The 19,109-nt window shown below is 72.7% G+C and carries 16 protein-coding genes; 11 read left to right on the forward strand and 5 right to left on the reverse strand.

Going from position 1 to position 19,109, the window contains the following annotated elements; genetic code table 11:
- The first annotated feature begins 8 nt into the window (after window positions 1-8).
- The 7 genes from O145_RS19735 to O145_RS08255 all read left to right on the forward strand — a co-directional run bounded on the left by O145_RS19735 (window position 9) and on the right by O145_RS08255 (window position 9,071).
- Window positions 9-1,931, forward strand: coding sequence for an extracellular solute-binding protein (locus O145_RS19735; protein ID WP_324252496.1), 1,923 nt, complete (start codon window positions 9-11; stop codon window positions 1,929-1,931).
- 44 nt (window positions 1,932-1,975) lie between these two features.
- Window positions 1,976-3,730: an ABC transporter permease gene (locus O145_RS08230; protein ID WP_043562193.1), complete on the forward strand. Its 1,755-nt coding sequence runs from the start codon at window positions 1,976-1,978 to the stop codon at window positions 3,728-3,730.
- 157 nt (window positions 3,731-3,887) lie between these two features.
- Window positions 3,888-5,210: an ABC transporter ATP-binding protein gene (locus O145_RS08235; RefSeq protein WP_084682473.1), complete on the forward strand. Its 1,323-nt coding sequence runs from the start codon at window positions 3,888-3,890 to the stop codon at window positions 5,208-5,210.
- 397 nt (window positions 5,211-5,607) lie between these two features.
- Window positions 5,608-5,874, forward strand: a complete 267-nt coding sequence (locus O145_RS08240; protein WP_052374867.1) for a LuxR C-terminal-related transcriptional regulator — start codon at window positions 5,608-5,610, stop codon at window positions 5,872-5,874.
- 5 nt (window positions 5,875-5,879) lie between these two features.
- On the forward strand, window positions 5,880-6,764 hold the full coding sequence (locus O145_RS08245; RefSeq protein WP_043562194.1) for a hypothetical protein: 885 nt from the start codon (window positions 5,880-5,882) through the stop codon (window positions 6,762-6,764).
- 41 nt (window positions 6,765-6,805) lie between these two features.
- Window positions 6,806-8,185 (forward strand): sensor histidine kinase, encoded by a 1,380-nt coding sequence (locus O145_RS08250; RefSeq protein ID WP_324252498.1) that lies wholly within the window; start codon window positions 6,806-6,808, stop codon window positions 8,183-8,185.
- A gap of 211 nt (window positions 8,186-8,396) precedes the next feature.
- Window positions 8,397-9,071 (forward strand): helix-turn-helix transcriptional regulator, encoded by a 675-nt coding sequence (locus O145_RS08255; protein ID WP_084682476.1) that lies wholly within the window; start codon window positions 8,397-8,399, stop codon window positions 9,069-9,071.
- A gap of 394 nt (window positions 9,072-9,465) precedes the next feature.
- On the opposite strand, the gene O145_RS08260 is transcribed toward O145_RS08255, so the two are convergent.
- Both O145_RS08260 and O145_RS08265 read right to left on the reverse strand, forming a co-directional pair.
- The gene (locus tag O145_RS08260) at window positions 9,466-10,461 is read right to left on the reverse strand and encodes an Fpg/Nei family DNA glycosylase (RefSeq protein WP_043562197.1); all 996 of its coding nucleotides are present in this window, start codon (window positions 10,459-10,461) and stop codon (window positions 9,466-9,468) included.
- Window positions 10,462-10,505: 44 nt separating this feature from the next.
- Entirely contained in the window at window positions 10,506-10,967 is a 462-nt protein-coding gene (locus O145_RS08265) for a ribose-5-phosphate isomerase (RefSeq protein ID WP_043562198.1), read from the reverse strand.
- Between the two features lie 85 nt (window positions 10,968-11,052).
- Between O145_RS08265 and O145_RS08270 the strand changes: the two genes are divergently transcribed.
- From O145_RS08270 to O145_RS08285, 4 genes are all read left to right on the forward strand, one after another.
- On the forward strand, window positions 11,053-13,266 hold the full coding sequence (locus O145_RS08270) for a M13 family metallopeptidase (RefSeq protein ID WP_043562199.1): 2,214 nt from the start codon (window positions 11,053-11,055) through the stop codon (window positions 13,264-13,266).
- Between the two features lie 185 nt (window positions 13,267-13,451).
- A complete protein-coding gene (locus tag O145_RS08275) occupies window positions 13,452-14,522 on the forward strand; it encodes a hypothetical protein (protein WP_043562200.1) in 1,071 nt (356 codons plus the stop codon).
- A 20-nt stretch (window positions 14,523-14,542) separates the two neighbouring features.
- Complete coding sequence (locus O145_RS08280; protein WP_043562201.1) at window positions 14,543-15,604, forward strand: LCP family protein; 1,062 nt, start codon at window positions 14,543-14,545, stop codon at window positions 15,602-15,604.
- A gap of 266 nt (window positions 15,605-15,870) precedes the next feature.
- Entirely contained in the window at window positions 15,871-16,821 is a 951-nt protein-coding gene (locus tag O145_RS08285; protein WP_043562202.1) for a hypothetical protein, read from the forward strand.
- 142 nt (window positions 16,822-16,963) lie between these two features.
- On the opposite strand, the gene O145_RS08290 is transcribed toward O145_RS08285, so the two are convergent.
- From O145_RS08290 to O145_RS08300, 3 genes are read right to left on the reverse strand one after another with little or no spacing between them, the layout of a single operon-like run.
- Complete coding sequence (locus O145_RS08290) at window positions 16,964-17,791, reverse strand: hypothetical protein (protein WP_156966665.1); 828 nt, start codon at window positions 17,789-17,791, stop codon at window positions 16,964-16,966.
- On the reverse strand, window positions 17,784-18,779 hold the full coding sequence (locus tag O145_RS08295) for an ABC transporter ATP-binding protein (protein WP_052374868.1): 996 nt from the start codon (window positions 18,777-18,779) through the stop codon (window positions 17,784-17,786). Before O145_RS08295 ends, O145_RS08290 begins: the two co-directional genes overlap by 8 nt.
- Window positions 18,776-19,099 carry a PLD nuclease N-terminal domain-containing protein gene (locus O145_RS08300; RefSeq protein ID WP_043562204.1) on the reverse strand — a complete coding sequence of 108 codons (324 nt, stop codon included), beginning with the start codon at window positions 19,097-19,099 and terminating at the stop codon, window positions 18,776-18,778. Before O145_RS08300 ends, O145_RS08295 begins: the two co-directional genes overlap by 4 nt.
- Window positions 19,100-19,109 lie beyond the last annotated feature (10 nt).

Consider the following 19,109-nt stretch of genomic DNA (forward strand, 5'->3'; position numbering starts at 1 on the left):
GACACACGGTGGAGCCGATCGCCCACGACCCGAAACCGCTGGGACTCGTCGTCGATGACGAGCCCCAGATGCGCTATGTCATCACCTTCGCCCTGGAGACCCAGGGCTTCCGGTGCGTCAGCGCCGCCAGTGCCGAGTCCGCCTGGGAGAGACTGGGCCAGGAGTCATTCGACCTGGTCATCCTGGACGTCATGCTCCCCGGCCTGGGCGGAGTGGAGCTGTGCCGTCGGATACGCGCCACGAGCACGACCCCTATCATCCTGCTCACGGCGCTGGGGGACGAGGAGGACCGCATTGCGGGCCTGGAGGCCGGCGCGGACGACTACGTCACCAAGCCCTTCTCACCGCGCGAGCTCGCGCTGCGGGCCAGCGCCGTCGTCCGCCGGACCGCCCCGGGAGCCAGGGACGCCGTGTCCAACGGGGCGCTGAGCATCCTGACCGCCACCGGCGAGGTCACCTGGGAGGGCAGGCCGGTGCCCCTGCCCGACACCGAGGCCCGCCTCCTCGCCGTCCTGGCCCGGCACGCCGGCTCCATCGCGTCGTGGTCCGACCTGCTCAACGAGGTCTGGGGGACGGGGGAGTCGGCGGGCGGGCGCGAGATGGTGCGCACCACCGTCTACCGGCTGCGCCGCCATCTCAAGCGCCGGGGGGGTGCCCGGCGACCTCGTCGTCGCCGCCCGCGGCCAGGGCTACACCATGCCGAGGCTGCCCTGAGGACCGGACGCGATACCCTCCGCGGGGTCCCGCAGTTAATGACAGGCCTGTCACCAATCGTCACTGACGTGACCCGCTCAGCTCCTGGGGCTCGGGCGATTATGGCGCCGAGCGGCGCGATGTGGCGCCGCAGTACCGAAAGGCTTCCCATGCTCTCCCACCGCACGCTCTCCCGCAGGGCTGGCGCCCTCCTCGCCGGCGCCGTCTCCATCAGCCTGGCCCTGGCCGGATGCGCCGGAAAGACGACCTCCTCCGGCGACGGGTCCGACGACGGCCCCATCACCATCGCCTGCGGCGCCATGGAGGACCTGTGCAAGGCCTGGACCGACCAGTTCACCGCGAAGACCGGCATCCAGGCGACCTATGTGCGCCTGTCCTCCGGGGAGGCGGTCGCGCGCCTGGCCTCCGCCAAGGACAACCCCGAGTTCGACGTGTGGCACGGCGGCCCCGTTGACGGCTACGGCGAGGCCGCCAACCAGGGCCTCATCGAGCCCTACGTCTCGCCCGAGGCCGCCGCCATCCCCGACAAGTACAAGGATGCCGACGGCAGCTGGACCGGCGTGTACGTCGGGGTGCTCGGCTTCTGCTCGAACAGGACCCGGCTCAACGCCATTGGCGCCAAGACCCCCGAGTCCTGGGAGGATCTGCTCGCCCCGACCCTCAAGAGCCAGGTCTCCACCGCCCACCCCTCGACCTCCGGCACGGCCTTCACCACCCTGTGGACGCAGGTCACCCGCCTCGGCGGTGAGGACGCCGGCATGGACTACATGAAGAAGATGCACGCCAATGTCCTCCAGTACTCCAAGTCCGGCACCGCGCCCGGCCAGATCGCCGGCCGCGGCGAGGCCGCCGTCGGCCTGGTCTTCTCCCACGACTGCGTGAAGTACCAGGAGGAGGGCATGACCGACCTGACCGTCTCCTTCCCCAAGGAGGGCACCGGCTACGAGATCGGCGGCGTCGCCCTGGTGGCCGGCTCCAAGCACAAGGCGGCCGCCCAGAAGTACATCGACTACGCGATCTCGGCCGAGGGGCAGAACGTGGGCCCGACGGTCGGCTCCTACCAGGTCCTGACCAACCCCGAGGCCGACCACTCCGACAAGATGGTCGACCTCGACTCCGTCAACCTCATCGACTACGACTTCGCAGCGGCCGCGCAGGCCAAGCCCGAGCTCACGGCCCGCTTCGACGACGAGGTCGCCGCGGCCCCCAAGGACTGAGTCCGGCCCAGCCGCCCCTTGCCCGCACAACGATCCGAGACCCTATGTCCGCCACCGCCGTCTCACCCGCCGCGCCGGCTCAGCCCGGCCGCGCGCTCGCCCGCGACCGCTCCCGCGACCGCACGAAGGTCCGCCAGGACCCCGTGACGCTCGCCATCACCGGCGTCGTCCTCCTCCTGCTCATCCTGCTCGTCGGGCTGCCCCTGATCCGGGTCCTCGCCGAGGCCTTCTCCGCACCCGGCCTCAAGGTCCTCACGGGCCTGTTCTCCTCCACGACCAACCGCACGATCGTGCTCAACACGCTCGTGCTGGGCACCGTCGTCGGGGCGCTGGGAACCGCCGTCGGATTCATGCTCGCCTACGTCCAGGCCCGCGTGGCCTTCCGGGGCAAGCGGCTCTTCCACCTCGTGTGCCTGGTCCCCATCGTCTCCCCGCCCTTCGCGGTGGCGACGGCGTCGATCACGCTCTTCGGCCGCAACGGCCTCGTCTCCAAGCAGCTGCTGGGCCAGCAGTGGAACATCTACGGACTGAGCGGGCTGACCCTGGTGCTGACCCTGTCCTTCTTCCCCGTGGCCTACATGAACCTGCTGGGCATGTTCCGCAGCCTCGACCCGGCCATGGAGGAGGCGGCGTCCTCGCTGGGGGCGAGCCGCTGGACGATCTTCCGCACGGTGACCCTGCCCATGATGGTCCCGGGCATCGCCGCCTCCTTCCTGCTGCTGTTCGTCGAGGCGATCGCAGACCTGGCCAACCCCCTGGTCATCGGCGGCGACTACACGGTGCTGGCCTCGCGGGCCTACATCGCGATCACCGGCGACTACAACACGGCCGCCGGCGCCGCCTACTCCCTCGTGCTGCTGGTCCCCTCGCTGCTGGTCTTCCTCCTCCAGCGCTACTGGTCGAAGCGGACCTCCACCGTGACGGTGACCGGCAAGCCCGCCGGCAGCGTCAAGCAGGTCCGCGACAACCTCACCCGCATCCCGCTGCTCGCCCTGGCCGCCCTCATGCTCGCGCTGGTCGTCGTCGTCTACGCGGCGGTCATCGTGGGCGCCTTCGTGGAGATCCTCGGCGTCAACAACTCCTTCACGCTGCGCCACTTCACCTACATCCTGTCCGGGATCGGCAACGACGCCATGATCGACACCACGATCCTGGCGCTCATCGCCACCCCGATCGCCGGCGTCCTGGGCATGGTCATCGCCTGGCTGGTCGTGGTCCGCCTGCGCCGCGGCGCGGGGCTCATGGACTTCATCGGCATGCTCGGGCTGGCCGTCCCCGGCACCGTCATCGGCATCGGCTACCTGGTGACCTACAACGTGCCGGTGGCCATCGGCACGGTGAACGTCATTCCGCCGCTGGCCGGCGGCAGCGCCATCGCGGCGGGCGCCATCGCGATCGTCATGGTCTACGTGGCCCGCTCGACGCCGGCCGGGCAGCGCTCGGGCGTGGCCAGCCTGCACCAGATCGACAAGGCGATCGACGAGGCCTCGACCTCGCTGGGCGCCTCGGGGCTGACCACCTTCCGCCGGGTCACCCTGCCGCTCATCCGCCCCGCCTTCCTGGCGGGTCTGACCTACGCCTTCTCCCGGTCGATGACGACGCTGTCGCCGATCATCTTCATCACGACCCCGCGCACGAAGATCATGACCTCCCAGATCCTCGCCGAGGTCGACGCCGGACGCTTCGGCAACGCCTTCGCCTTCTGCACGATCCTGATCCTCATCGTCATGGTCGTCACCGGGGCCATGAACCTGCTCGTCAAGGACAGGCGGGTCCGCGAGTCGGGGGCGATCCTATGAGCATGACGACGGCGCGCCGCCGGGCGCTTCCGGAGCGATCGCTCCCCCGCGCCGCAGGAGGCGTCCGGGCCGCCGGGGCGGCCCGGACCCCCAAGACCACCAGAACCACCGGGGCCGTCGGGACGGCCCGCACCACCGGAACCACCAGGACCCAGTCATGAGCACCACCACCGACCCCACGGCCGACGCAGCGAGCACAGCGGCCGCAGCAGCAACTGACAGCGCGACCGGCAGCGCGGCGGCGCCGGGAGCCGCCGCGCCCACCGGCGTCGGCGCCGCAGCGACCGGCACCGGGACCAGCATCGGAACCGACATCGGGACCGACACGGCAGCCACGACCGCAGGCCGACTCGAGCTGCGCGACGTCGTGAAGATCTTCGCCAACCGGGGCAAGGACGTCGTCGCCGTCGACCACGTCGCCCTCGATATCGCGCCGGGCGAGTTCATCACCTTCCTCGGGCCGTCCGGCTGCGGCAAGACCACGACGCTGCGCATGATCGCCGGCTTCGAGGACGCCACCTCCGGGCGGGTCGTTCTCGACGGCGAGGACATGGTGGTCCTGCCTCCCAACAAGCGCCCCATGTCGATGGTCTTCCAGTCCTACGCGCTCTTCCCCCACCTGAGCGTGCGCGACAACGTCTCCTACGGCCTGAAGCTGCGCCGCCTGGGCGCCGACGAGATCCGCGACCGGGTCGACGTCGTCCTGGCCTCCATGAACCTCACGGCGCTGGCCGACCGCTCCCCCAACGAGCTCTCGGGCGGCCAGCAGCAGCGGGTGGCCCTGGCCCGCGCCATGGTTGTGCGGCCCAAGGTGCTCCTGTTCGACGAGCCGCTGTCCAACCTCGACGCGAAGCTCCGCGTGCGCATGCGCCTGGAGATCCGCCGCCTCCAGCAGCGCATGGGTATCACCTCCATCTATGTCACCCACGACCAGGCCGAGGCGATGACCATGTCGGACCGGATCGTGGTCATGAACGCCGGGCGCATCGAGCAGGTCGCCACCCCGGAGGAGATCTACCGCCACCCGGCCAGCGTGTTCGTGGCCGACTTCATCGGGCGGGCCAACTTCCTGGAGACCACGGCCGGGACCATCAGCAACGGGGCGGCCAGGGTCGACGTCCTGGGACAGGACCTGGTCGTGCCGGTGCACCCCGACGTCTCCGAGGGCGACGAGGTGTGCGTGGTCGTGCGGCCGGAGTCGGTGCGCCTGAGTCGCGCCGACGACGGCGGGGACGGCTCGGGCCGCGCCGGGGGCGGGGGCGTTGGGGCCGGCGAGCTCACCGGCCGGCGGGGCACCGTGCTGACCTCGGTCTTCTACGGCGACCACGTGGAGTACACCGTGGAGACCGCCCACGGCACGCTCGTGTGCGTCGAGTCCGACCCGGAGGTGTCCGACATCCACGCCGAGGGCGACGCCGTCGAGGTCAGCATTGAGACGCGCCGCGCCTGGACGCTGCCCGCCGCTCCGCTGCCGGTGTGAGCCTGCCGCGCCGGGGTGTGCCGGGTGCCGGGGCCGGATGACTGGTCCTCGGCGCCCGGCTCCCGGCGCGCAGCGGCCTGGACGTTGAGTCCCGCGGTCCTGTGCCCGCCGGAGTACAGGTCGGGCCTGTCCTTCCACGACCAGCGCGGCAGGAGCGTTCCGTCGATGATCGGCTGCGCACCCAGGTCCAGGTCCTCCACCACCGGCACGTTCGCCTGAAGGGCCCGGGCGATGACGGGGGTCAGGCCGAGATGACGCGCGAGCCGGTGGACCGGTAGACCCCGGCCACGGCCGCCAGGACCACCTGGGGCGGGTTGAAGCGCAAGGGCATCAGGACCAGTCGCACGCACCGGTACAGCTCCGGAGCGTGCGAGCCGGCCACCGGGATCCAGATCCCGTGGACTGGGCGTCGGCCCTGGACACCGACGGCGACTTCGTCGCCGAGCACCTGGCCCCCTTGGAGGTCAGGATCCTGTCCCTGTACGCCATGGGCGCGAAATCCGTGACCGTGGCCCGAGAGCTCGGCTGCACCGTGCCCACCGTCAACACCTACGTCGCCAGGATCCGCGAGAAGTACCGGAAGGTCGGACGCCCGGCAGACACGCGGGTGGACCTGTTCCGGCGCGCCGCCGAGGACGGCCTGGTCGGCTACCGCGTCGCGTAGTACTGATGGGCCGTGTCCTGTCGCCCGCCGCTGGGCCGCACACGCTGCAGCTGCGCAGATGGATCGTCGTGTTCGTCGGCGCCACCGCGGCCGGGACCAGCGCCGGAGCGGCCCCCGCCATCGCGTCGGCCATCCAACGGGTTCCTGCGCTGACGCTGTGGCCGCTCATGCTGCCGGTGCTCATCCTCCCGCTGCTCGCCGGCGCGGTGGCCGCCGTCGCCCTGTCGCAGGCTCAGCGCAGGAAGCGGGTCGGGGAACCGGCCACGGCCGTTGAAACGCGGTCATCGCCGATCGACCGGACCTGGCAGGCGATGGTGATGGCCGCACTGATCGGCTACGGCCTCGAAGTCGCGCTGACCGGGGCGATACCGCTGATCCCGTCGCTGTCCGGCACCGACACCGTCACTCGGGACACCCCGCTCATCAGCTACTTCCCGATCGTCGGAATCGCGGGATCGACCATCCTGACGCCACGGGCCAACGGCCTCTACATCGTGACCCTGGTGCCTGCCCTGATCATAATGCTGGTGACCTCCCGCGGCGCCCTGACCGACGTGTCGGTGGAGCAGCCGCTGCTCCTCCTCATGAGCGCCCTGCTGGTGACCGGGATGCTGCACTGGATGCTGGACCAGGGACGCGCGCTGGACCGGGCATCGGCTGAGCGCCGCCGGCAGTTCGTCAGCCTGGCCGCCGACCACGCCCGCTCCGTCGCCCAGCGACGCTCCAACGGCTTCGTCCACGACCACATCCTGTCCGTCCTGGTCTCGCTCTCCGCGGGCCTGGAGGACTCGGCCCAGCTGCGGCAGGCCACCCGTAGCGCGCTGGAATCGTTGGAGCCGCAGGCTCCGAGCGCCCCCCGATCAGCGCCTCGGCCCTCTTCGAGGCCCTGACGACGCAGATCCGGTCGCTGAGCCCCGAAGCGCGGCTGGCGATCTCCACCGCCGTCGACCGCCCCGTGCCCGCCGCGGTGTCCCAGGCCCTCGCCGACGCCGTCACGGAGGCGCTGCGCAACTCACTGCGGCATGCTGGCGGCGAGGAGGGCCCGGGGAGTGTCGAGCGTCGCATCGAGATGCGCAGCGACGCGGAGGGGGTGGCCGTCGTCGTCTCCGACGACGGCCGCGGCTTCGACCCGGCCGCCCCGGCTCCCGGCAGGCACGGTCTCACCGGCTCCATCGGGACTCGTCTGCACGACGCCGGTGCCACGGCGCACGTCCGCTCCGCCCCGGGGCACGGGACCGCCGTCTCCATGACCTGGGCCCCATCGTCGGGCGCCGACCAGCGAGCAGCCGACATCACAAGCGCCGAGGTCTGGCCGAGCTCCGTCGCCTCGGCCGCGGAGACCGCCTGGGCGCGGCTCATCGGCGTCTACGCGGTGGTCATCCACATCGCGATCGCCGTCGCGGAGATCCGCTCCGGCGCCTACTCGACCGCCGTCCCCGTCGTCGTCAGCCTGGCCGCTCTCATGCTGGCGGCCTTCCTGCTGCTGCGCTCCTGGCCGCGGGCCTCCATGCCGCGCTGGGCCGTCGCCGTCGTCCTGCTCATCGTGCCCACCACCCATCTGGCCGTCATGCTGCCGATCCGCACCAGCGGGTGGCCCGGCTTCGCCTCGTGGGTCACCGGCGCGGCCAATGCGGTGTGCTGCTGCCTACTGGTGAGGCAGCGCCCCAGGGCGGCCTGGGCGGGCGAGCTCCTCCTGATCGCGACCGCCGTCGTCTGGGTGGCCCTCAGCCGCCGCTCCCCGCTGATACTCCCGAGCTACCTGCTCCCCCAGACCATTGCGCTCATCCTGTGGCATCTGGCCGCCAACCGCCGCACCGCGGCCAGCGCCGCCATCGCCGCCGCGCAGGCGCGCACCGCGGAGGTCCTGGCCCTGCGCCAGGCCAACATGACCGCCGACCGGGTCATGAGGCAGGCGATGGAGTCGGTTCGCCGCCGCGCCAGTCCCCTGCTGGAGCGGGTCGCCGCCGGCGAGGCGCTCACCCCGCAGGTGCGGACCCATGCCCGTCTGGTGGAGGCGGAGCTGCGCGACGAGATCCGCGCCCCGTTCTTCACCGGCACCCCCGTCGTCCGGGCGGCCCGGGAGGCGCGCGCTCGCGGCACCGACGTCATCCTCATGGATGACCGGGGCGACAGCCGGCTGCCCCCGGACATCCGCCGGGCGATCACCGACAGCATCGTCCAGATTCTCGCCGACGGCGACCAGGCGCGCGTCGTCGTCCGCGTCCTGCCCGCCGGGCGGCCGCAGCTCGTCTCCGTCCTCACCGACACCGGCGCCACCCTTCTGGGGGCGGACGGGCGCCCGGTTCGCTGAGCGCGGATTCGGGCCGAGATGTTCTCTGGGCCCGCCTCCGGGCCGGTCCCCGCACCGCTCTTCGGGCCCGCCCGGCTCCTGGCCGTCGCGGCCCCGGCACGCGTCCGACTCGGACGGCCCCGACCGGTCATGTCCGTCAACACAACCGACAGCGTTCGAGTTCGGAATCGCACCGTCCAGGCACCCCGCTGGGCGGGCAGGGAAGGCAATGATGAGCAGCCAGCCATACGTCCTGATTATCGACGAGTGCAGTATTATCGCCCAGGGCTGCCAACTGCGGTTCGCCCAGGCCGGCCTGCCCTGGACGGTGCGGTGGGTCCCGAGCCTGCACACCGCAGACGGGCGGCTGGTACCGGAACTGGGCGCCGCAGATGGGCATCCGGCACCAGACCTGGCCATCCTCGAGCTGCGGCTGGCAGACGGCTCCACGCCCACGGACAACATCCGCGAGCTGAACGAGCTCTCCATCCCGGTGGTCGTCCACACCTCGGGCGACGAGCCGGTGCTGGTCCGCCAGGCCCTCGCCACCAGCATTCTGGCCATTGTGAAGAAGTCGGCTCCCGACGGCGACCTGATCAGGGCCTCGCAGGCGGCCCTGGACGGGATCCCCAGCACCAACCTGAGCTGGGCGTCCGCCCTGGACACGGACAACGACTTCGCCACCGAGTGCCTGACCCCCACGGAGGTCGATGTGCTGTCCCGGTACGCCCTGGGGGCGAAGTCCGTGACGGTGGCCCGAGAGCTCGGCTACACCAATGCCACCGTGAACACCTACGTCGCCAGGATCCGCGAGAAGTACCGGGAGGCCGGCCGCCCGGCAGACACGCGGGTGGACCTGTTCCGGCGCGCCGTCGAGGACGGCGTGGTCGGCTACCGAGCCGCATAGGGCAGAACAGGGCCCGGGACGACCGCGGCCCGTGGGCCGGGGTGGCGTCCCGGCCCACGGGCCCTCGTCATCGAGACCGCCGAGCCGGGTTCCCACTCCCGGCCGGTCGAGCCCCCTTCGCCGGAACGACCCACCAGGGCTCCCTTAGACCCTGGCGGCTCTCGCAAGCAGGCCCCTCACCGGGTTCCCCAACCCTCATGACCCGCCCCGTCCGGCGGCAGCAACCATGTAACCCGACCACCCTGGAGACTCACCCCCACCACACCTGGCAAAACCCTGAGAGCACCCCACCGCGCCGCACCGGCACAACCGACCCCGCACCGGAGGCGAACCGATCCCGACAAGAGACGGCGGCGCAGGAAGCGCAGGAGGACGAGAAGCAGCGGGAGGGACGTCAGCGGGCCTGGCAGGTCGGGCACCAGAAGAGCCGCCGTCCGGCCGTCTCCCGCTCGCGCACCGGGGCGCCGCACCGCAGGCAGGGCCGCCCCGTGCGGTGGTAGACGTACCAGCGTCCGGCCTCCTGGTCGTCGTCGGGCAGCGGCTCGGGGACGTCGTCGGCCTCCACGGTGGTGATGAAGCCGGTGGCGACGCCGTGCTCCATGAGCGGGACGAGGTCGTCCCACACGGCCCGCAGGCGCGCCTCGCTGAGCCGGTTGCCGGCCCGGAAGGGGCTGATCGCGCAGCGCAGCAGCGTCTCGGCGCGGAAGATGTTGCCCACCCCCGAGATGACCGACTGGTCCATGAGCAGCTCTCCGACCGCCTTGCGGCGCCGACGCGCGCCCGCGACGAACTCCTGAGGGTCGGCGTCGGCGCGCAGCGGGTCGGGGCCCAGGCGCCGGTGCACGGCGGCGGCGCCTTCGGCGTCGAGGAGCTCGCAGGCGGCCGGGCCGGTCAGGTCGGCCACGCCGTGCTCGCCGAGCAGGCGCAGCCGCACTGCGCCGCGGGGCGCGGGAGGGCTCCACAGTCCCGGCGCGGGCGCGTCCTCGGCGCCGGGGCTCGCGCCGGACCCGCCGCCGCTCAGGCCCGCGAGCGCCGAGCCGCCCCCGTGGCGCAGCGCGTGCTCCCCGCGCTCGCCCACGCGCCGGCGCGGGGCGCCGATGGCGTGCGGCGCGGTGAAGGCGGAGTCGCCGTCGAAGGTCCACGAGCCGTACAGCCCCAGGTGGATGCGCAGCCAGGTCACGGCCTCGGCGTCCATCGGCATGTCGGGCTCCGGCCCGAAGGCCAGGAAGAGGTGCTTGCCGTGCGCCTCGGCCCCCAGGAGGACCTGGTTGTCGAGCCGGGCGGCGCCGTCGGCGAAGCGCCCCTGCGGGGAGCTCGTCCGCAGGCGCCGTCCGCCGTAGAGCTCCGTCAGGGCGCCGGCGAGCCGGTGGATGGTGTGTCCTTCTGGCATGAGCCGGACGTTACCCGAGCGGCCCGGGCCGCCGGCTCCGCGGCTCAGGCCCCCTCGCGGCGGGTGCGCTCGTAGTCGCGCACCTGGTCGATCCGTCCCTGGTGGCGCGCGTCCCCGGAGAAGGACTCGGCGATAAAGGCGTCCAGGATCGTCATCGCCTCCTCGGCGGAGTGCTGGCGCACGCCGAAGCCGGCGACATTGGCGTCGTTGTGCTGGCGGGCCAGGCGCGCGGTCTCCACGGACCACACGAGGGCGGCTCGCACGCCGTCGACCTTGTTGGCGGCGATCTGCTCGCCGTTGCCGGAGCCGCCCAGGACGACGCCGAGGCTGCCGGGGTCGGCGACGACTCCCTCGGCGCAGGCGAAGCAGAAGCCGGGGTAGTCGTCAGCGGGGTCGTACTCGTAGGAGCCGTGATCGACGACCTCGTGACCGGCCCGCCTCCAGTGGTCCCTCAGGAGGTTCTTGAGCTCGAATCCGGCGTGGTCGGTACCAATGTGAATACGCATACCCGGATTGTGCCTCACGCGAACAGCAGCGGACAGCGGGCTGACCGCACAGATGTGCGGGTAGCGCCCACGTTAGCGTGAGCTCATGACGACTGACTCCCCTCACTCCTCCGCACCGGCGACGCGCGCCCCCTCCGAGATCCCTGCGGCCCCCGAGGCCCCCGAGGGCTCCGAGGGCACCGAGGCTCCCGAGGGCTCTGTGCGCGGCGGCGTGCTGGAGACCGCGGCCGTCGACCCCGCCGTCCGCCCGCAGGACGACCTCTTCCGCCACGTCAACGGCGCCTGGCTCGCCACGGCGCAGATCCCCGCCGACCGCCCGGGCACCGGGGCCTTCCTGGTCCTGCGCGACGCGGCGGAGGCGGCCTGCCGGGACATCCTCGACGAGCTCGTCGCCCGGGCCGACTCGGCGCCCGCCGCCCCGGCGGGGCCGACCGGCTCAGCCGAGCCCGCTGCCCAGGCCGGGTCCGCGGCCAAGATCGCCTCCCTGTACACCTCCTTCCTCGACGAGGAGCGCATCGAGGAGCTGGGCGCCTCCCCGCTGGAGGTCGAGCTCGCCCCCGTCCTGGAGGCGGGCGACAAGGCGGCCCTGGCCCGCGCCCTGGGAGCGGGGATCGCCGCCGGCTTCTCGGGCCCGGTCGCCGTCGCCGTCGAGGTCGACCTCAACGACCCCGACCACTACACGACCTGGATGGGACAGTCCGGGCTCGGCCTGCCCGACGAGTCGTACTACCGTCAGGAGGAGCGCGCGAGCATCCGCGAGGCCTACACGGCGCACGTCGCGCGCATGCTGGAGCTGGCGGGGCTGCCGCAGCGGCTCGGGGCGGACGCGTCCGGGCTGGCCGCCCGCGTCATGGGGGTGGAGACCGCCCTGGCCGCCGGGCACTGGGACCGCGTCGCCTGCCGCGACGTGGAGAAGATGAACAACCCGCGCACCTGGGCCGAGCTCGCCGGCTCGGCGCCGGCCTTCGAGTGGGAGGCCTGGCGCTCCGGGATCAACCGGGCCGCCGCGGGCGCGGGGGCGGACTCCACGGCGCTGCTGGAGCGCACGATCGTCAAGCAGCCCGACTACCTGCCCCACCTGGCGCGGGTGTGGCGGGACGCGGACCTGGAGGACCTGCGCGCGTGGGCGGCGTGGCACGTCGTCCACGGCCGCGCGCCCCTGCTCTCGCGGGCCTTCGTGGAGGAGAGCTTCGCCTTCTACTCGCGCACCCTCCAGGGCGTCGACCAGCTGCGGGCGCGGTGGAAGCGCGCTGTCGGCCTGGTCGAGAGCACCATGGGCGAGGCCCTGGGGGAGCTGTACGCGGCCAGGCACTTCCCGCCCGCCCACAAGGAGCGGATGGAGGCCCTGGTGGGCCGCCTCATCGAGGCCTACCGGGAGTCGATCTCCTCCCTGGAGTGGATGAGCCGGGCCACGCGCGAGCGCGCCCTGGACAAGCTCGCCATGTTCACCCCCAAGATCGGCTACCCGGACACCTGGCGCGACTACTCCGCGGTCGTCGTCACCCCCGGGGACGTCATCGCCTCGGTGCGCTCGGTCGAGGACTTCGAGCTGGCCCGCGCCCTGCGCAAGCTGGACGGCCCCGTGGACCGGGGCGAGTGGCACATGACGCCGCAGACGGTCAACGCCTACTACAGCCCGACGATGAACGAGATCGTCTTCCCCGCGGCGATCCTCCAGCCCCCCTTCTTCGACCCGGCCGCCGACGACGCCGTCAACTACGGCGGCATCGGCGCGGTGATCGGTCACGAGATCGGGCACGGCTTCGACGACCAGGGCTCGACCTTCGACGGCACCGGCAAGGTCGTCGACTGGTGGACCTCCGCGGACCGCGAGGCCTTCACGGCGCGGACCAGGGCGCTGATCGACCAGTTCGACGCCTACCGGCCGGCCCTGCTCGTGGCTCGGGCCGAGGCCGCGGGCAAGGACGCCTCCGAGGTCCCGCACGTCAACGGCGCGCTGACGATCGGGGAGAACATCGGGGACCTGGGGGGCCTGGGGATCGCGCTCAAGGCCTACCGGCTGGCGCTGTCCGAGGCGGGCATCGACTCCTTCGAGGACGCCCCCGTCATCGACTCCCTGAGCGCGCTGGAGCGCTTCTTCTTCTCCTGGGCGCGCATCTGGCGGGGCCGGAACCGCGACGACTACGCCGAACTGCTGCTCGCCATCGACCCGCACTCGCCGGGCGAGTTCCGCTGCAACGGCATCGTGCGCAACGTGGACGCCTTCTACGAGGCCTTCGGCGTGGGCAGCGACGACGCCCTCTGGCTCGCCCCCGAGGAGCGAGTCAACATTTGGTGACTATTATCACAACTACCCCACATTTCTGTTGTCTCTGTTGCCAATGTGACTACTGAGGCGTCCGTCTGTCTCGCATCGTGGACATTGTGGCCTTGTGCCCGCATTGCGGGTGCGAGAGAGTTGATTCCAGATCGGTGCGATGCACCGTGATGGACAACCCGACCCGACCACCCTCTGGAGGACTCATGCGTCTCGGACGCTTCGTCGCCACCATCGGTGCTACTGCCACCCTCGCGGTCGTCGGTACTGCCGTTTCCGCCCCCGCCCTCGCCGCCGAGGAGGACGGTTTTGTCACGGACGGCAAGTACACGGGCGTCGCCGACCCGAGCTCGACCCTGACCGTCTCCGGCACCGGCTGCACCGACCCCGCCGGCCACCCGACCAGCCTGACCTGGGCCATCGGCAACGAGGACTCCACGGCCGCCGGCACCGGCGAGGTCAAGGAGGACGGCTCGTGGACCGCGACCATCGACCTGGCGCAGGCGGTCCCCGCCGCCGGGCTGAAGGACCAGCAGAGGACCGGCCTCTCCTTCGCCTGCGTCGACTACAACACGAACACCCTCAAGACGCTCTCGCTGTCGCTCCAGCTGGACTCCTCCAAGCTCAGCGGCGAGTACAAGCTGATCAATCAGGCCGACGGCACCCAGACCATTGCGCTCGACGTCAAGGGCTTCGCCCCCGGCGAGGAGGTCACCTTCCGCGTCGCGCCGGAGAGCGCCTACCAGAGCGAGCAGGGCCCGGTCGAGGGCGACTTCCACGCCCTGGGCACCTTCAACGCCGACGGCGGCGGCGCCGTCGCCCAGAGCTTCACCCCCCCGACCGATCTGCCCGACGGCAGGTACAAGGCGGGTGTCTTCGGCGCCGCCTACGGCGAGCACGCCTGGTTCGAGAACATCCTGGTCAAGGACGGCAAGATCTACACCGTCGACAAGGGAGACGGCGGCCAGGGAGACGGCGGCCAGGGCGACGGCGACCAGGACAACAACGGGGGCGGCCTGCCCGAGCCGACCGAGGCCGCTGAGGCCCCCTCGCAGACCGCCGCCCCCGCAGCCGGCGGAGACCCGGCCGACCCGCCGGCTGCGGGCAATCCCGCCCCGGCCAGCCCCGCCCCGGCCAAGCCCGCGGCGCCCGCGGCCCAGACTCCTTCGAGTTCGAGGCAGCTCGCCAAGACCGGGGCCGACCTCGGCGCCGCGCTCGTCGGCGCCGGCCTCCTCGCCAGCGGCGCCGTCCTCCTGGCCTCCCGCCGCAAGGCCTGAGTGCCGCTAGTGTGCAGGCGATGACGCGCTCCGACTCACCTGCACACCGCACAGCCCCCGCCCGGGTGCGCGCAGCCCTCGCCGCTGCGCGCACCCGGGCGTCCGCGTTCGGGCGGCGCCGCCCGCTGGCGGCCGCCACCGCCCTGGTGCTCACCCTGACGCTGGTCCTCGTCCTGGGCGACATCGGCCTCATGAGCGCCAGGCTCCGCAGCACCGACATCCGCATGCCGCGCGCGACCGCCGAGACAGGCGCTCCCGACGCGGAGACCTGGCTGCTCATCGGCACCGACTCGCGCGAGGACCTTCCCGAGGGCCCCGACCGCTACGGCACCGTGGAGGACACCGGAGAAGGCTCCCGCGCCGACGTGCTGGCCCTCGTGCAGCCCGGCAAGGCCGGGCTCACCGTCCTCACCCTGCCCCGGGACCTCACCATCGGCCCGACCTTCTTCACCAGCCAGAGGCTCGCCACCTCCTACCTCGACGGCGCGCAGAACACGATCGACCTGCTGTGCACCCAGCTCGGCATCACCACCACCCACCTGGTCACGGTCGACATGGCCCAGTTCGCCTCCATCATCGACTCCCTGGGGGGCCTGGAGGTCACGATCGACGAGCCCTTCCGGGACACCAACGCGGGCCTCGACATCGCCCAGGCGGGCCCTCAGACCCTGTCCGGCGTCGACGCGCTCGCCCTGGTCCGCTCCCGCCACCCCGAGGTCTACCGCGACGGCGCCTGGGTCGCCCTGTCCGAGACCGAGGGCGCGCACCGCCGCACCCGGTACTCCGGCGTCGTCATGAAGGCCCTGATCGACGCCGTGCGCGAGCGCGCCGGCAGCCCCCTGGCCGCGCACCAGCTGGTCTGGACGCTGACCGGCAACCTCGGGGTCGACGACCGCACCGGCCTGCTCGACCTCGCATCCCTGGGCGCCGCCGCCGCCCGGAGCGGCGCCGACGCCGTCACGCTCGTCGATGTGCCCGCGCCCACGCGGGGGAGCTCCTTCATCGCCTTCCCCACCGAGGACACCTACGCAGTCCTCGCCGAGCACGGCTACGCGCCCGGCGCCTGCGCCCCGGCGGGCTGAGGGGCCCGGGCCCGGATCGCCCCGGCGGGGCCGGCGGAGACCGCGGACGCGAACAGGGTGGGGAGCAATCCCCATACAACCCGGTGCAGTCGTGACCAGTGATACCTGAAGTGACGCACGGGAGTCATGTGACAGCAAAATTCAGGGCACGGTCCCGGCAGGCGCTGTTAAAGCCTTGTAAATACCCTGCGTCAGGTGAAACACTGCGTAGCGGGCAGACAACATCCCCGACGCCCTCACTGACTCCCAGCTATTTGGAGGACTCCATGCGTTTTGGACGCTCCCTTGCCACCGTCGGCGCCACCGCCCTGGTCGCGGTCGGCGCCCTCGCAAGCCCCGCCGCTGCCGACGACGGGTCGGGCTTCGCCATCGACGACAGCTACGCCGGCCGCTACGCCTCCGGCCAGTCCGCGACCGTCTCCGGCGTCGGCTGCAACCCGGTCAACGGCAACCGCTCCGCCCTCGTCTGGGGCCTCACCCGGGACGGCGTCGCCATCGAGGGCGCCAACGGCGCCGAGGCCGCCAATGCCGACGGCACCTGGAAGACCACCATCGACCTGCCGGCCATTGCCGCCGGCGCCGACCTGAAGGACCCGTCGGCGCTCCGCCTGGGCGTTGCGTGCGTGGACTACAACGGCAACGTGGCGGGCACCGCCGAGGTGCCCCTGTACATCGACTCCACCGCCGTGGACGGCACCGCCACGATCGTCTCCTCGGACACCGACAGCGACGGCAAGTACGACACCCAGACCTTCGAGATCAACCTCACCGGCTTCACCCCGGGTGCGACCGTGAAGTTCTTCGTGACCGACGAGAACGGCAGCTCCGTCAAGGACATTCGAGAGGTCACCGCCGACGCCGAGGGCCGCTTCGCCTACAACGGCCCCGTCCCCACCGACCTTCCTGACGGCAAGTACCGCATCGTGATCTGGAACGCCACCTACGACGAGGGCTTCATCAGCGAGGCCATCCAGGTGACGGGCGGCTGGTGGCAGGTCAAGGACGGGGCCATCCCCTCCGACCCGAACAACCCGACCCCCACCGCCGACCCGAGCGCCGCCGCTGACCCGGCGACCGACGGCGACCCGGGTGCCACCGCCCCGACCGCCCCGAAGTCCGGCCTGGCCAAGACCGGTGCGGGCCTTGGCGCTGCCGTCGTCGCCGCCGGCCTGCTCGCCGCGGGCGGCGTCCTCCTGGCCTACCGCCGCCGGGCCTGACCGGCGCCCCCTCTCCCGGCGGTGCTGCGGGCGGTCCCCCCGCGGACACCCCGCTGAGGACCCGATCATCGAACCGCCCGGGTGCGCACGACCGTGCGCACCCGGGCGGCCGCATGCATCCACCGCCCACCCCCGCCGTCGCTCACAGCTCGGCGCGGCGCAGGAGGAGCACGGCCCCCGCCACGAGGAGCACCACGGCTGCGCCTCCCGTCCACACGGGCCCCCAGGACAGAGCGTCCCAGGAGGAGGCCAGCGAGGAGGCCATGGGAGCCAGGCCCAGGGGGCTCCAGCGGGCCAGGGGCTCCCACGCGGCGGCGGTCGGCCCCAGCAGCGAGAGCACCACCCCCACGGCGGCGGGCAGCACGGTGGCCCGCGAGCAGGCCGAGACCAGGAGGGTCAGGCCGAGGGTGACCAGCGCGCCCAGGCCCCACAGGGCGGCGGCCGCGGCGCCGCGTCCCGCCTCCGGCCCGGTGACCCCCTCGAAGAGGACCGCTGTCACCGCCGCGCAGGTCAGTGCGCTCAGCAGGACCGCCAGCGCTGCGCTCAGGCCCACCGCCACCGCCTTGGCCAGGACGTAGACGCTGCGGCCCCGCGAGCCCTGCCCGGCCAGCTCGGCCGGCGCCACGCCGCTGCCCCGCTCCCCCGCGATCGCCGAGGCGGCCACGACGACCAGGGCCACGAGCAGGAGCGAGGAGGCGTTCTTGACCCACTGGGCCCAGGCGTCGGCCACGACCGGGGGCGGGACGGCGCCCGCGGCGACCTCGCCCAGGGTGCCGGCCAGGAGCTCGGGCATGAGCCGGGCCACCACGGGAGAGCCGACCCCGGTCACCAGGGCCGCTCCGAGCAGGACCGGGCCGCGCCAGGTCCGCCTCACGCCGGTCAGCTCGATGCGGACGAGCTCGGTGAAGGCGTCGAGGAGACCCGCGCCACGGCCCCGGGCCCGCCCACTCATCTCACTCATGTCACTCATGGTCCGCTCCCCGCCTCGCGCCGTCCGTCCTGGTGCCGTCCGTCTCGGCGGGGCGCTCGGGCGTCGCGCTCCCCACGGCTCGCAGGAAGACCTCCTCCAGGCCGTGGCGGGTGAAGCCCAGGCGGACCAGCCCGCACCCCGCCCGGTCCACGACGCCCGCGAGCGCGTGGTGCGCGGCCTGCGGGTCCCGCGTGCGGATGCGGACACGGGTGTCCGCGCACTCGACGGCCTGCACCCAGGGCTGCCGCTCCAGGAGCGCGGCCAGGGGCGCGGCGTCGTCCACGGCCTCGATCTCCATGCTGGTGGCCCGCGCCCCGGCGACGAGCTCCGCCGTCGTCCCGGTCAGGAGCAGGCGCCCGCGGTCGATGATGGCGACGTCGTCGCAGACCCGCTCGGCGTCGTCGAGCAGGTGGGTGGACAGGAGGATGGTGGTGCGCCCGCGCAGGGCGGCGATGAGATCGAGGACCTCTTTGCGCCCCACGGGGTCGAGGGCGGAGGTCGGCTCGTCCAGAATGAGCAGGCGCGGGGCGGTCACGAGGGCCCGGGCCAGGCCGAGGCGCTGACGCATGCCGCGGGAGTAGGCGCCGACCGGCTGGTCCACGCCCCGCAGGCCCGCCAGCTCCAGGAGGGTGGCGCTGCGGCGCCGCAGCGCCGCGCCCCGCAGGCCCATCATGCGTCCGGCGTGGGCGAGGACCTCGTCGGCCCTCATCCAGGGGCGGAAGCCGGGGACGTCGGGCAGGTAGCCGACCAGACCGGGGGCGAGGGCCCCGCCGGCGTCGCGTCCCAGGATCCGCACGCTCCCGCCGGTGGGGCGGGCCAGGCCCAGGACCATGCGGATGGTCGTGGTCTTGCCCGCGCCGTTGCGGCCCAGGAAGCCGAAGACTCCGCCCTCGGGGACGCGCAGGTCCAGGTGGTCCACGACTGTGCGGTCCTTGTAGCGCTTGGTCAGGCCCCGGGTGGCCAGGGCCGTGGAGACGGCGGGGCTCACCGCCGGTCGTCTCCGTAGAGGGCGGCGACGACGTCGGCCGTCCCCGCGCCCGCTGCCGGGCGCTTACCCGGCGGGGGCTCCGTGACGGGAGCGGGACGGCGCCCGGCGGCGAGGAAGGCGACCGGGCCGATGAAGGAGAGCGCGACGATGAGGACCAGCCAGACCCAGCGGTTGGCGCTCAGGCGCTCGGCGGGCGTGCGCCACCAGCGCCACAGGGCTACGGCCGCCAGCCCCAGCTCGACGACGGCGAGGGCGGCGAGCACTGCGAGCACAGGGCCGCTCGGCGGGTCTGCGACGGCGGACGGGAACGCGGATGACATGAGGGCTCCT

The organism is Actinomyces israelii DSM 43320 (assembly GCF_000711965.1).
Taxonomy (GTDB): domain Bacteria; phylum Actinomycetota; class Actinomycetes; order Actinomycetales; family Actinomycetaceae; genus Actinomyces; species Actinomyces israelii.